The organism is Streptomyces sp. NPDC052910 (assembly GCF_055585605.1).
The window spans coordinates 100857-114576 of sequence record NZ_JBVJJR010000001.1; the positions used below are offsets into that span (position 1 = coordinate 100857).

Consider the following 13720-nt stretch of genomic DNA (forward strand, 5'->3'; position numbering starts at 1 on the left):
CCGTGGATCCACCAGGGACGGCGGGGTCACGCTGTGCGTGGCGCCCGCCGTCCGGTACGGCAGGGTCAGGCCTGCTCGGCGTCCGCGGCCGGCTGCTCAGCCTCGGCCTCGGCCTCGGCGGCGGGCGCCTCGGCAGCGGGAGCCTCGGCGGCGGCCGGGGCCTCCTCGGCAGCCTTCTTGGCGTCCCCACCCTCGAGCAGGTCGCGCTCCCACTCGGCCAGCGGCTCGCCGGCCTTCTCGCCCGGCTTCTGGTCGCCGGTCGCGGCACCGGAGCGGGCGATGAGGCCCTCGGCGACGGCGTCGGCGATCACGCGGGTGAGCAGGGTGACGGAGCGGATCGCGTCGTCGTTGCCCGGGATCTTGTAGTCGACCTCGTCGGGGTCACAGTTGGTGTCGAGGATGGCGACGACCGGGATGCGGAGCTTGCGCGCCTCACCGACGGCGATGTGCTCCTTCTTGGTGTCCACGATCCAGACGGCGCTGGGCACCTTCTGCATCTCGCGGATACCGCCGAGGGTCTTCTCCAGCTTGGCCTTCTCGCGGGAGAGGACCAGGAGCTCCTTCTTGGTGAGGCCGGAGGCGGCCACATCCTCGAAGTCGATGAGCTCGAGCTCCTTCAGGCGCTGCAGGCGCTTGTAGACGGTCGAGAAGTTGGTGAGCATGCCGCCCAGCCAGCGCTGGTTGACGTAGGGCATGCCGACGCGGGTCGCCTGCTCGGCGATCGCCTCCTGGGCCTGCTTCTTCGTACCGACGAACATGATGGAGCCGCCGTGCGCGACGGTCTCCTTGACGAACTCGTAGGCGCGGTCGATGTACGACAGCGACTGGAGCAGGTCGATGATGTAGATGCCGTTGCGCTCGGTGAAGATGAAACGCTTCATCTTCGGGTTCCAGCGACGGGTCTGGTGACCGAAGTGGACGCCGCTCTCCAGCAGCTCCCGCATCGTGACGACGGCCATGGCCGTGCTCCTTGTGATACTCGGTTTCCACGGCGGCCGGGCGGCCGCCGCTCCTGACGCCCCGGAGCGCCCGCCGTGCGCCGCTCCCCGCTGGGGAGCCGTTCACGGACCGAGGGACGCGGCCACCGCGCTGCCCGGGAAGGGTCTGACGCGACAGTGGCGGGGCGTGCGAAGTCGACCCGGTGACCCGGATCGCCAAGAGAAGTGTACGGGACCGGGGAAGGGGTGGGTGACGGCGTTGTCCACAACCAGCGGGTAATCCACAGGTCCGGCTCAAGATCCCCTGGAATCAGGGAGTTCCGTCACGGTGGGCGCATGCACTCGCTGAGGTTCTCGCGCTTTCTTCTGGCCGCGGTGGTGGCCGCGGTCGTGCTCGTCTGTGCGCTGCCGGCGGTGGCCGGTGACGGCCCCCCGGCCCCACCGGTCGCACCGGTCGCCCGGGTCTGGCCGGTGGGCACCCGCCCGCCGATCTCCCGTGGCTGGGACCCGCCCGCCGCGCCCTGGGGCCGCGGCCACCGGGGCGTCGACCTGGCCGCCGTCCCCGGCACCCCGGTCCGGGCGGCCGCCGCCGGCGTCATCTCCTTCGCCGGGACGGTCGCCGGGCGGGGTGTGGTCGCCGTGGAACTCGCGGGGATCGGTGGCCCTCCGTTGCGGACCACATACGAGCCGGTGGCCGCGGTCGGGGTGCGGCGGGGGGAGCGGGTGGCGGCGGGCACGGTGCTGGGCGAGCTGGGGCCCGGGCCCTGGCACTGCGCTGCGGGCTGTCTGCACTGGGGGCTGCTGCGGGGGCGGGAGTACCTGGATCCGCTGGAGCTGCTGCCGGGGTGGCTGGTGCGGCGGGGGCCGTCGCGATTGTTGCCCCTGTCCCTCCCCCAGAGGGGGCACCCCCATTCGCCGTTTCTTGCAGGGGCTGCGCCCCCGCACCCCCGAAACCGCGCGGAGCCACGAAAAGGGGGTCCGGGGCGCAGCCCTGGAAGAAACGGTGAATGGGGGTGCCCCCTCTGGGGGAGGGACCGGGGCAGCCACCCCCGGGGCGTCAGCCCCGGACCCCCCGCAACGCCATCCCCACCGCGACGGCGGTGACCCGCTCCGGCTCCTCCACACCGAGCTCGATCCGCCGGACAGCCGCGTCCACGACACCCTGAAGCATCATCGCGACAAGACGGGGCTCCGCATGCCCCAGCGCCACCAGCGCCTCCCCCACCATCGAGATCAACCCGCCATGCGCGGCCCGGATCTTCTCCCGGGCGGCGGCGTCGAGCTCACCCGCGGAGATGGCAACGACGGCGCGGTGCCGGCGGTCCCCGACGAGGGCGAGCTGCCTCCGCACATACGCCTCGATCTTCGCCTCGGGCGTGTCGGCCGCCGCCATGGCGGACTCGACCTCGGCCGCCCAGACGGGGAAGTCGACGGCGCAGAGCTCCTCGACCACGGCCGCCCGGGAGCGGAAGTACTCGTAGACCGAGGACCGAGCGAGCCCGGTGCGCTCGGCGAGGGCGGGGAAGGTGAGCGCTTCCGTACCGCCTTCGGACAGCAGGGAGCGGGCGGCGTCCAGCAGGGCGTCGCGCTGCATCGTCCGGTGCTCGGCCACTGAGGCCGCTCGAATCCTGGGCACGGTTCCACTTTACGGACCCCGGAGGAAAGAGACGAGGTCGGAGCGGCGTTCCTCAGCGCCCCACGTCAGCGAGCTTGGCCCGCAACTGGAGCACCGACTTGGTGTGGATCTGGCTGACCCGGCTCTCGGTGACGCCGAGGACCTGGCCGATCTCGGCGAGCGTGAGCCCCTCGTAGTAGTAGAGGGTGACCACCGTCTTCTCCCGCTCCGGGAGGGTGTTGACGGCCCGGGCCAGCAGTCGGCGCAGCTCGTGGTCCTCGGCCACCTCGACGGGGTCGTCGGCCGCCGTGTCCTCCAGGGTGTCCATCAGGCTGAGCCGGTCGCCACCCTCGCCTCCGACGTGCAGCAGCTCTTCCAGGGCGACGACGTTCGCCAGGGACAACTGGCTGAAGACGGTGTGCAGTTCGTCGAGGGGGATGTCCATCTCGGCGGCCACCTCCGCCTCGGAGGGCGTACGGTGCAGGCTGGCCTCCAGGGTGGCGTAGGCCCGCTCCACGGCCCGTGCCTTCTGCCGGACGGACCGGGGGATCCAGTCCAGCGCCCGCAGTTCGTCGATCATCGCGCCCCGGATGCGGGTGATCGCGTAGGTCTCGAACTTGATGGAGCGGGCGGGGTCGAACTTCTCGATCGCGTCGATCAGTCCGAAGATTCCGGAGGAGACGAAGTCCGCTTGCTCGACGTTGGGCGGCAGCCCGACGCTGACCCGTCCCGCCACATACTTGACCAGCGGCGAATAGTGCAGGATGAGCTGCTCCCGCAGCCTTTCGTCACCCGAGGCCTTGTACGAGCGCCACAGCTCGTCGAGGGTCGCGGGTGCGGGCGGGCGGGTGGCGCCGCGCGCCGCGGGGGGTGCCGCCGCGCGGTCCGATCCGGAGGGTTGCTGGGGCATTCGTCGTCTTGAGCCGTTCTGCTGTGACGTGGATCAGGTGCGACAGGATCCATCCGCATGGCCGGAATCCCGTGAGCGTAGCGTGACCGGCGCACTGCGGGGAGCGACCGGGCCCCTCGGGCCCGCACGGCGGTCCGCACGGCCGTGATCCCCCGGCCGTGCTCGTGGCCGGCGGCCGTGCCCCGGGACCGTGCGGGGCCCGGCGGGGGCGCGGCCCGGCGCCGGTGCCGCCGGGGTCACCGCGGTCTTGGCGGTCATGTCCTTAACCCTTTCACCCGATCGCCCCAGGTCAAGAACCGCCTCGCCGCACAGGGGAGCGCCGTCCGAGGGGCTTGGAGGGGACGGATGTTGACGTCCGTGCGAGCGGGCGCCAGTGGTCGCCCCGGCGCGCGACGAAGCCCAGGCCGTGCAGTTCGTAGAGTCTGCCGAGCGTGGTGTCCCTGCTCAGCCCGGCGTTCAGAGCGATGCGGGCGGTGTCGCCGCCGGAGCCGGGGACGGCTTCCAGTACGGCCGCGGCCTGAGGGGCGAGCAGGTCCCGGGGGACGGCGGGGCCTCGGCGTTCGGGCGCCAGCTCCCCTATGGCGCCCACCAGTTCGGCGACCTCGTCGGCGTCGGTCACCAGTGTGGCGCCCTCGCGCAGCAGTTCGTGCACACCGGCCGAGAGACCGGAGGTGACCGGACCGGGGACGCCCATCGTGTGCCGGCCCAACGCCCGCGCGCGCCGGGCGGTGACAAGCGAACCGCTGCGGTACTCCGCCTCCACCACCACCGTGCCGCGGGTGAGGGCGGCGTTCTCTGGGGGAATCAGGCCTGAAGTGTGACGTTGCACCGCTTGTCCTCGTTTGAGGTATTGCAACGGTTCTCGGGGGGTGTGGCTCTGCGGTGAATCGTGGTGATCGACTGAGGAGTTGAGGTACGAGTGCGTGCTTTTCCTGTCCTGCTGCCGTCGGGGTCCCGGTACTGGACCGTGGTGGACGACGAGATGCAGGTGGTCCCGGACGCGGACCGTTTCCTGAGAGAGGTGCGGCTGGCCCGGGGCCGGGCAGAGTCGACGACGAAGGCGTACGCCGAAGGTCTGTCCTTGTTTCTGCGGTGGTGCGGCAGGACGGGGCGGGACTGGCGGACGGCCGCCCAGGACATGGGGCTGTTCATGCTCTGGCTGCGGTGGACGCCGGGGAACGGCGGTCAGCGGCAGGTGGTGGTGCCGGGGCCGGGAGCCAAGCCGGTTCGTGAGGACAAGCGGATCAACAAGGTGCTGACGGCGGTGCGGATGTTCCTGCTCCACGCGATCGCGAACAAGATCGTGCCGGGGCACGTGCTCGAGCAGATCTATGAAGTGGGCAGCAGCCTCGACCTGCCAATGGAGGCGACGGGCGAGAGCGGGACCATGCGCTACCGGCTGCGGGCCCTACACCGGTTGCAGGAGCCGGAGTCGGAGATCGACCGGGCCAGCGACGAGGAGGTCGTCGCGATGTTCCTGGCCTGCCGCTCGGCGAGGGACCGGCTGATCGTGCTGCTGCTGTCCCGGGTGGGGCTGCGTCCGGGGCAGACCGCGGGAGTGCACCGTTGCGACGCTCACATGCTGATGGATTCCCGCTCGCTGGGCTGTGATGTCGAAGGGGCCCATCTGCATGTGGTGCGCCGGCAGAACATCAACGGCGCGTGGTCGAAGTCGAAGAAGTCATGGGTCATGCCGGTGGACTTCCTGGTGGTACAGGCTATCGACCAGTACGTCCTGGAGCGTCACGAGCTCCTCGGGGAAGGCGGCAGCGATCACCTGTTGGTCAATCTGTTCCGCCCGCCCTACGGGTCGCCGGTGACCACCGAGGCCATCGGGGAACTGTGTGAGTCTCTGTCCCGCCGAGCCGGACTCGGCCGGATGGTCACCGCGCGGATGTGTCGGCACGCGATGGCCAGCAACGTTGTCGACGCCGGCGGCAAGCTCGACGAGGTCCAGGCCCTGCTCGGACAAAAGAACCCGTCCTCGCCCCAGCCCTACCTGCACCCGAAGCCCTCACGGCTGCGCGAGGCCGTTGAGCGTGTCCCCTCGCCCCGTCTGTTCGTGCGGGGTGAGGACCGGTGAAGCTCGCTCTCACCACACAGCAGCCGTCAAGAGAAGACGTGGCCGCTGCAGATCTTATGGCCGCCGTCCGGCCTGACTTCCTGCAGTTGATCAGCTGGGACCCTGAAGTTCGCGTTCTGGTCTTCCCCCGCTCGCATCCGCAGTTCAGCGCCCCCGAGTGCCTGGTGAACGGCTGCGACAAGATGGTCTACTTCGCCAGTCAGAAAGGCTTGTGCATCGGCTGCACGCAGCGGTGGAAGTCCGGTCACCAGCCCCTCGAGGAGTTCGTGGCCACAGCCAAACGCCTCTGGCGGGCAACCGGCGTCACCCCTTGCCGCGTCCCGCGCTGCGAGCGGTCAGGGAGGGACACCATTGTCTCCCTTTGCCCCACACACCTGCATCAGCAGCGCAAGACCTACGCCCTGCCGCTGGAGGAATTCCTCGCTCTCCCACAAGTAAAGCCCCTGCCCACTCTGGGACCTTGCCTGGTCGCCGCCTGCGACCGGAAGCGCCAGTACCGCACTGGCTACTGCCAGGCCCATTCCACGCGTCGGCGGACTGAGCGACGGAAGGGAACTTTGGGGGACGAGGAACTCTGGCGTTTGACCACCGCCGAAGTCGCCGAATTCGGCCGCGTCAGCCTCCGCGGGCTTCCCGACCGGGTGGTCGCCGAGATCCTCTACGGCCTCCAGGAACGCGTCCCTGAAGGGCTCCTGCACAAGGACTACGTTCTGCGTCCGCTGTCGAACATCGCTCGCGCACAGCAGGCCACCACCCTGGCCGAGGTCGACCTTCAGGCTCTGAGCGACGCCAGCCGGCTCCTGGCCCAGAGCATTCTCAAGCACGTGCGCCGCCTCGGTATCTCTCCTGAAACCGAACGCCACAAGGAGGTCTGGGACGCTGCAGCCTTTGGCATGAGTGGCACGTTCTCCTTCGACAAGATCACTCAGCCCTGGCTGCGGAAAGCCACCCAGGCATGGGCCATCGACGACATCCCCAGGCGTCGGGGCAGAGACCGGCGTGCGGTCGTCCAGGACCGAATCAACACCATCGTCCGCCTCTCAAAAAGCCTCCAGCTCAACCGCCCCGATCACGGCAGCGACCTGCGATTGCTTGGTCGCGATGACGTGGTCGCCTTTCTCGCCCGGCTGAGATTCCTCAATGAGCAAGGAGAGATTTCCAGCTCCAAGCACGTCTCGATCACCAGGGACACGCGGCGGCTGCTCACACGAATGCGGACCTTGGGGCTGACCCGTCAGGACCAGCCCCTGCACGGACTGCCTGATGATTTCGCGCTGTGGGACGAGGACATCCCCGACGACCCTGAAGACTCCGAAGCTGGCCGCGACCTGCCGCCGGAAGTCATGCGGCAGCTCTGCGAACATCTCGGCTCGCTGGAGGCCCTCGCCACCATCGATATCCGCACAGCGGTCGAGCTGATCATCGACACTGGCCGCCGCCCAGATGAAATCTGCAAGCTTCCTCTGCAGTGCCTCGAACGCGACAACGATGGCAGCCCCGTGCTGGTCTACGACAACTTCAAGTCGCTCCGCAACGCCCGCCGCCAGCCGATCGCCGGGGCCACCGCCTCGTTGATCATCAAGCAGCAGGAACGCGCCCGAGCCCGTTTCCCCGACACCCCGGCCAACAAGCTCAAGCTCTTCCCCGCCACGATGAGTAACCCTCATGGCACGAAGGCCACGTCAACGGACTGGGTCTCCAGCCAACACCGCACGTGGGTGAACTCCCTGCCTGATTTCATCCTCCCGACGACGGTGGAGGAGAACGGCGAGTGCGTCACCAAGATGCTGCCGTTCGACAAGGCGAGGATTTTTCTTTACGCCTACCGGCACACCTTTGCCCAGCGGCACGCTGACGCGGATGTCCGATCGGACGTCCTCCAGGATTTGATGGATCACCGTCAAGCCGACACTACTCAGCGTTACTACCGGGTCAGTGACCAGCGGAAGCGGGAGGCCGTCCAGCGTGTCTCGGCGCTGCAGTTCGACCGGCACGGCAACCGTATCTGGCGGCAGGCGAAGGAACTCCTCGAGTCCGAGTACGCCCGCCGGGCGGTCGGCGAGGTCCAGGCTCCCTACGGGGTCTGCGTCGAACCGACGAACGTCGCGGCCGGCGGGCATGCCTGCCCGGCCCGGTTCCGCTGTGTCGGCTGCGATCACTTCCGCACCGACGCCTCCTACCTCCCCGACCTCGAGGCCTATCTCGCTGACCTGTTGCGCAACCGCGAACGGCTGGCGGCGTTCATGGCTGCGGACGACTGGGCGAAAGCCGAGGCCATGCCCTCGGACGAGGAGATCACCCGGGTCCGGAGCCTGATCCGGCGGGTGAAGGAAGACCTCGATTCCCTCACCCCGGAGGAGCGGGCCCAGATCGAGGACGCCACAGCCGTCCTGCGTCGCAGCCGACGCCAGGTCATCTCGCTCGGGATGCCACGCGTCGGACCGCCAGTGCCCGACTTCCGACCCGGAAGGATGGCATGACCAACCCGATGACGGACGGACGGCGGGCCGACGCGGCCCGCCGCCGCGAACGCGTCCTCAAATCCCTCGATGCCATGCTGCGAAGCAACGCAGACATCACCGTCTCCGGCCTGGCCCGCGCGGCGAGGGTGGACCGCACGTTTCTCTACCGGCACCGGGACCTTCTCGAACGCGTCCACGCGGCCGCCTCCGCGCCACCGGAGGAGGGCCGGATCGCAGCGGTCAGCCGGGCTTCCCTCCGGGCCGACCTGGCCAACGCCCTCGAGCGCAACAAACGCCTCGCCGCACGGGTCCGCCAGCTAGAGAAACGCCTCTCCCAGATCCTCGGGGAGGCCGCATGGCACGAGTCCGGTCTGGGGGCACCCGCCGACATCGACCAGCTCCAGCAACGCATCACCATGCTCGAACAAGAACTCGTCGACACGCGGGGACATCTGGAGGAGCGGACCGACGAGCTCGACGCGGCGCGGGCGGCCAACCGTGAGCTGACCCGAGCCCTCAACCACAACAACAAGTGACCGATGGACCGCACCAACCCCCCACATGGGGGCTGCCATCAGTACTGGTCAACTGAAGGGACGACGGATATCCGGCGACCGTCCAGCTTCATGCCATTCAGCTCCTTGAGGGCTTGGGCAGCAAGCTCTTCCGAGGCCATCGTCACAAAGCCCGCCCCCTTGCCAGCACCGGTCATGACGTCCTTAGCCACGTAGACCTTCTGGACTGCCCCAACCCTTTTGAACAAGCCCCGGAGAGCCCCTTCACTGGTGTCGGGGGACAGGTTGGACACATGCAACCGGTTGCCCATCGCGCACTCGTCTCCCGTGTCAGAACAGACACGACCTTGATCGGTACTGCTTCGACCTGAATCACCCTACTCAGGGATAGCACCACAGGTGTTGCACTTGCTAGGTTCCATCTCATCCGCCTTGAGCTGCATCAACGTGAGAACCTTGCTGTCGCAACAGCTCAGTCCCCCAGAGAAGCGGAGATGACGCGGTTCCGGAGGACGAACCGGCTTCTGGTGGGGTGGCCGCCCGGCGGCAGTTCGGCGAGGACCAGGCCCTGTTCCGCGATCCTGTCCAGCAGTTGGGCGTGGCCGCGCGGGTAGGGCACGTCGACTCCGCAGGCCAGCACGGCCGCAGTCGCCCCGCCGGCGGCGAGCGCCCCGCGGTGGGCCGCGCCGTCGACTCCGTAGGCGGCACCGGAGACCACCACCCAGCCGCGTTCGGCGAGACCGGCGCCGAGAAGGGCTGCCACGTGCGAGCCGTAGTCGCTGCACGCCCTGGCGCCCACCACGGCGACCGACCGCAGGGCCCACAGCCGAAGGTCGGCCGGGCCCCGCACCCAGAGGCCGACCGGCCGGGCGTCCCCGAGGTCGTCGAGCTGCGTGGGCCACTCGGGTTCACCGGGGCAGACGAACCGGCCGCCGAGCCGGGCCACGGCGGCCAGGTCGCCCGCCGGGTCGAGTGCGGCGGCCCGGGCCCGGCACCCGGCCAGCCGTTCGCTCCTGGCCCCTTTGGGCGGCGGCCCGTCTCCGACCAGCCCGCGCACCAGGGCGGGAGCGCCCAGCTCGCACAGCCAGCGGCCCACCCGCTCGTCCCCGGGCTCGGCGAGCCGGGTCAACGCGGCCCGGGCCAGCCGCTCCTCGCTCTCCCCGCTTCGGGCACCGGCCCCCGAGCCGCTCGCGTCACGTGGGCCGCTTCGAGCGCTTGGACCGCTCCGGCCGCACACCGATCCGTTCACTGGTTCATCCCTGGTTCCGCTGGTCCCGCTGGTCCCGCCGCCGTCACCGCCCGGCGCCCCACCTCGGGTCCGGGCCCCGGTCTCTGTCAGCGGACCGCTCGCGTCCCCCTCCACCGATCCTCCCGGCGCCCCGCCCGCCCCGCGGGCCCCGCCGTTCGCCCCCGACTCCGTCACCGCCCCTCCCCCGCCATCGCCACGCCCCGCCGTACGCCGGTACGCAGCTCCAGCGCCTGCCGTACGTCGTCCGCCGACGGCCGGTCCCGGGCCGCGAGGTCGGCGACGGTCCAGGCGACCCGAAGCACCCGGTCGAGGCCGCGGGCGGTGAGCAGCCCGCGCTCCATGTCCCGTTCGGCCTCGGTCAGGGCCTCGGGTTCCACACGCCAGCGGGTGCGCAGTTCGTGCCCCGGGACTTCGCTGTTGGTCCGCCACGGTGTGCCCGCGTACCGTGCGGCGGCCCGTTCGCGGGCGGCCCGTACCCGCGCGGCGACCGCCTCCGAGCTCTCGGCACCGGAGCCGAGCCCCACCAACTCCGCGCGGGCCACCGGCTCGACGGTCACCCGGAGGTCCACCCGGTCGAGCAACGGCCCGGAGAGCCGGGCCAGATAGCGCCGCACCGCCCGGGGCGCGCAGTCGCAGCCGTCCCCGCCGAGCCCGTGCCGTCCGCACGGGCACGGGTTGGCCGCCAGCGCCAGCAGGAACCTGGCCGGGAGCCGCATCACCCCGCCGGAGCGCGCCACCACCACGTGCCCGGATTCCAGCGGCTGCCGGAGGGCGTCCAGGACCCGAGGGGAACATTCGGGCGCTTCGTCCAGAAAGAGCACGCCTCGATGAGCCAGCGACACCGCGCCCGGCCGGGGCATCCCCGATCCCCCGCCGACCAGCGAGGCCATCGAGGCCGAGTGGTGCGGGGCGCAGTAGGGCGGGCGGTCGATGAGCGGCTGCCCGGCCGGGAGCGTGCCCGCCACCGAGTGCACCGCCGTGACCTCCAGCGACTCTTCCGGGCCGAGGGGCGGCAGCAAACCGGGCAGCCGCTCCGCGAGCATGGTCTTGCCCGCGCCCGGCGGGCCCAGCAGGAACAGGTGGTGCCGTCCGGCGGCGGCCACCTCCAGCGCCCGGCGGGCGCGGTGCTGGCCCGCGACCTCGGCGAGGTCGGGTGCGTGCCCGCCTTCCATCGTCCCCGCCGCCCCCATGCCCCGGCCGGCGCCGGGCACCGCGAGGCCGGCGAGCAGCGGGTCGGGGCGGCCCTCCCGCTCGGGGTCCTCTTCCTCGGGCACGGGCTCGTCGGTGAGGACCGCCACCAACTGGCGGAGGCTGCGGACGCCGAGCACGGCGACACCGGGGACGAGCGCCGCCTCGGCCGCCGTGCGTTCGGGGACGACGACCTGCCGGTACCCGGCGTCCGCCGCCGCGAGGACGGCCGGCAGGACGCCCCGCACCGGGCGGACCCGGCCGTCGAGCCCCAGCTCTCCGATCATCACCAGGTCGGCGATCCGCCGTGGGTCGATGCGCTCGGCGGCGCCCAGCACGGCACAGGCCACGGCCAGGTCGAAGCCGCTGCCGCCCTTGGGGACGGAGGCCGGGCTCAGACCCACCGTGAGCTTCCGCTGCGGCCACTCGCCGCCCGAGTTGACGACGGCCGCGCGAACCCGGTCCCGGCTCTCGGACAGGCTCTTGTCGGGCAGGCCGACGAGGGCGAAGGCGGCCACACCGGGTTCGAGGTCGGCCTGGACCTCGACCACCACTCCCTCCACCCCGACCAGCGCCACCGAGCAGGTGCGGGCGAAGCCCATCACGCCACCCCCCTGACGTGCTGGACCTCGGGGGCGCCCCGCTCCGGGAGCACCACGCCGACCAGGTCGATGCGGACCCCGCCCGGCGGCGGGCCGCCGTACCGCTCCAGCCAACGACCCGCGAGTCTGCGCAGCCGCTCGGCCTTGACCGCCGTGAGGGCCGCCATCGGATGCTGGAAAGGGCCCGCTCTGCGGGTCTTCACCTCGCACACGACCAGGGCGTCGCGGTCGTGTGCCACCACGTCGATCTCACCGTCGCGGCAGCGCCAGTTGCGGGCCAGCACCGTCATCCCGGCCTCGGTCAGCCGGCGTACCGCCAGGTCTTCTCCGTAGCGCCCGAGCGCCCGTCGCGCGTCCATCCGCACCACCTCCCGGGACCGACGGTGCGGCCTCCGGGCGGAAGTGGGGGATCTTGGTCGAAAGCTGTGGACAACCCGCCGGTTGTGGAGAACTCAGCCACTCGGAAGGTCGAGATCGCTCTTGTTGAGCTCCTCGATGTTGACGTCCTTGAACGTCAGGACCCGCACCTGTTTGACGAAGCGGGCGGGCCGGTACATGTCCCAGACCCAGGCGTCCGCCATCGAGACCTCGAAGAAGACCTCGCCTTGGACGGAGTGGACCTGCATCTCGTAGTCGTTGGTGAGGTAGAAGCGCCGCTCGGTCTCGATCACGTATTTGAACAGACCGACGACGTCGCGGTACTCCCGGTAGAGCTTCAGCTCCATCTCGGTCTCGTACTTTTCGAGGTCCTCGGCGCTCATGGCATGTTCCCCTTCAGCCGTGCGTTCCCCCATTGTGCGTCAGGCGCGTTCCGTCTCCAGGCGCACCGGCACCTGCGGGGGGCCGTCTCGGAGCAGTGTGCTCAGCAGCTCGGCGAGCCTGGTCGGATACACCGTCTCACGGGTGGCGAGGAGTTCACCGCAGGTCCACCAGCGGAGTCCGGTCACACTGCGGTGCTCCAGCTCCGTCCGGCCGCCGCTCCAGGCGCCGGTCTGCCGGGTGCGGGCCAGGTAGTAGCGCTCCTCCTGGTCCCAGCGGCGGCCGTCGAACGGGAAGGAACAGGTGCGCCGCCACAGCGGCGGGCCGAGTTCGATCTCCGTGATCCCGGTCTCCTCGGCGAGCTCACGGCGGGCCGCGGCCTCCCAGTCCTCGTCGCCCTCCAGCCCGCCGCCCGGGGTGAACCACCAGGTCCGCCCGGGGTCGGCGGGTTCGAAGCCGTGCAGCAGCAGGATCCGGTCCCGGGCGTCGAGCAGGACCACCCGGGCCGCCCGCCGCAGCGGACCGGCCGGCCGGGCGGCCTCGGCCGCGGTCTCATCCATGAGGCGCCACCGCCTTCCCCGTCCCGCCGGAAGCCGTCCCACCCGGACCCGTACCGCCGGAAGCCGTCCCGCCCGGCCTCGTCCGCCGGGTCAGCAGACGCGCGAGCGGACCGTACGACGCACCCCCCAGGATGAGCACCGCCCCCGCGACGACGGCGACGGCCAGCGGACGGACCGGCCCCGGGCGGGACGTGCCGCCGGGCAGCGCGTCGAACGCGGTGGGCCGGGACAAAACGCCGAGGTCGCCCGCGGGCCAGAGCACGGCGTCCACCCGCGCGCTCACCGCGTCACGCGGGATCGCGCCCTGGTCCTGGCCGAGGTGGGAGCGGGAGTCGACGGAGTCGGCGCGGTGGTCGCCGAGGAGGAACAGGTCGCCCTTGGGCACGGTGGCGGAGAAACCGCTGGGCGAGGCCAGTCCGGCGCCGTGCAGATACGGTTCCTCGACAGGGGTGCCGTTGACCGTCATCCGCCCCCGCCGGTCGCAGCAGGCCACGGTGTCACCGCCGACCCCCACCACGCGCTTGACCATGGCCATGTCGCCCCACAGCTTGTCGTGGAAGACGACGACGTCCCCGCGCCGGACCTCGTCGCCGTCGATCCGCTGGGCGAGGACGCGGGCGCCGCGGGCGATGGTCGGCGCCATGGAGTCGGTGGGGACGGTGTACGGCTTGTAGACGAGGGCCGCCCACGCGAAGCCGCCGAGGAAGAGGACGGTGCCGAGGGCCACGGCGATCCCGGACACCAGCCTTCCGGCCCGTCCCGCACCGCCGCGCTCCGCTCCGCCCATCGCGTCCCCCACCCGTGGAAATCCGCCCTCAGAAGATCCGCTCCCCGCGCCG

12 protein-coding genes and 3 pseudogenes are annotated in these 13720 nt (G+C 71.0%); 4 read left to right on the top strand and 11 right to left on the bottom strand.

Translation table 11 applies throughout. The features are described from left to right. Positions 1-65 precede the first annotated feature (65 nt). Positions 66-959, bottom strand: a complete 894-nt coding sequence (gene rpsB / locus ACZ6X9_RS00410; protein WP_469775720.1) for a 30S ribosomal protein S2 — start codon at positions 957-959, stop codon at positions 66-68. Between the two features lie 315 nt (positions 960-1274). Here rpsB and ACZ6X9_RS00415 point away from each other — a divergent pair. Beyond that, positions 1275-1823: pseudogene (locus tag ACZ6X9_RS00415) on the top strand (M23 family metallopeptidase); the annotation flags it as partial. A 172-nt stretch (positions 1824-1995) separates the two neighbouring features. Here ACZ6X9_RS00415 and ACZ6X9_RS00420 read toward each other — a convergent pair. The 3 genes and pseudogenes from ACZ6X9_RS00420 to ACZ6X9_RS00430 form a co-directional block, all read right to left on the bottom strand. Then, on the bottom strand, positions 1996-2550 hold the full coding sequence (locus ACZ6X9_RS00420; RefSeq protein ID WP_469776601.1) for a TetR/AcrR family transcriptional regulator: 555 nt from the start codon (positions 2548-2550) through the stop codon (positions 1996-1998). 76 nt (positions 2551-2626) lie between these two features. Then, positions 2627-3463, bottom strand: a complete 837-nt coding sequence (gene whiG / locus ACZ6X9_RS00425) for an RNA polymerase sigma factor WhiG (protein WP_469775721.1) — start codon at positions 3461-3463, stop codon at positions 2627-2629. 289 nt (positions 3464-3752) lie between these two features. Further along, positions 3753-4253: pseudogene (locus ACZ6X9_RS00430) on the bottom strand (DNA-processing protein DprA); the annotation flags it as partial. Positions 4254-4382: 129 nt separating this feature from the next. Between ACZ6X9_RS00430 and ACZ6X9_RS00435 the strand changes: the two are divergent. The 3 genes from ACZ6X9_RS00435 to ACZ6X9_RS00445 are packed head-to-tail and all read left to right on the top strand — an operon-like array spanning position 4383 to position 8544. Beyond that, positions 4383-5546: a tyrosine-type recombinase/integrase gene (locus tag ACZ6X9_RS00435; protein WP_469775722.1), complete on the top strand. Its 1164-nt coding sequence runs from the start codon at positions 4383-4385 to the stop codon at positions 5544-5546. Beyond that, complete coding sequence (locus tag ACZ6X9_RS00440) at positions 5543-8026, top strand: hypothetical protein (protein ID WP_469775723.1); 2484 nt, start codon at positions 5543-5545, stop codon at positions 8024-8026. The genes ACZ6X9_RS00435 and ACZ6X9_RS00440 overlap by 4 nt, the downstream gene beginning before the upstream one ends. After that, positions 8023-8544, top strand: coding sequence for a DUF6262 family protein (locus ACZ6X9_RS00445; RefSeq protein ID WP_469775724.1), 522 nt, complete (start codon positions 8023-8025; stop codon positions 8542-8544). Before ACZ6X9_RS00440 ends, ACZ6X9_RS00445 begins: the two co-directional genes overlap by 4 nt. A 38-nt stretch (positions 8545-8582) precedes the next feature. On the opposite strand, the gene ACZ6X9_RS00450 is transcribed toward ACZ6X9_RS00445, so the two are convergent. The 7 genes and pseudogenes from ACZ6X9_RS00450 to lepB form a co-directional block, all read right to left on the bottom strand. Then, the gene (locus ACZ6X9_RS00450) at positions 8583-8816 is read right to left on the bottom strand and encodes an RNA recognition motif domain-containing protein (protein ID WP_469775725.1); all 234 of its coding nucleotides are present in this window, start codon (positions 8814-8816) and stop codon (positions 8583-8585) included. Between the two features lie 194 nt (positions 8817-9010). Continuing rightward, positions 9011-9760 (bottom strand): annotated as a pseudogene (locus ACZ6X9_RS00455) (DNA-processing protein DprA); the annotation flags it as partial. 182 nt (positions 9761-9942) lie between these two features. Then, on the bottom strand, positions 9943-11562 hold the full coding sequence (locus ACZ6X9_RS00460) for a YifB family Mg chelatase-like AAA ATPase (RefSeq protein ID WP_469775726.1): 1620 nt from the start codon (positions 11560-11562) through the stop codon (positions 9943-9945). Continuing rightward, complete coding sequence (locus ACZ6X9_RS00465; protein ID WP_469775727.1) at positions 11562-11921, bottom strand: YraN family protein; 360 nt, start codon at positions 11919-11921, stop codon at positions 11562-11564. The genes ACZ6X9_RS00460 and ACZ6X9_RS00465 overlap by 1 nt, the downstream gene beginning before the upstream one ends. Positions 11922-12014: 93 nt before the next feature. After that, complete coding sequence (locus tag ACZ6X9_RS00470) at positions 12015-12323, bottom strand: DUF2469 domain-containing protein (RefSeq protein WP_004944840.1); 309 nt, start codon at positions 12321-12323, stop codon at positions 12015-12017. 39 nt (positions 12324-12362) lie between these two features. Next, a complete protein-coding gene (locus tag ACZ6X9_RS00475) occupies positions 12363-12881 on the bottom strand; it encodes an NUDIX hydrolase (protein ID WP_469775728.1) in 519 nt (172 codons plus the stop codon). Further along, positions 12874-13668 (bottom strand): signal peptidase I, encoded by a 795-nt coding sequence (lepB, locus tag ACZ6X9_RS00480; protein WP_469776602.1) that lies wholly within the window; start codon positions 13666-13668, stop codon positions 12874-12876. Before lepB ends, ACZ6X9_RS00475 begins: the two co-directional genes overlap by 8 nt. Positions 13669-13720: the final 52 nt, after the last annotated feature.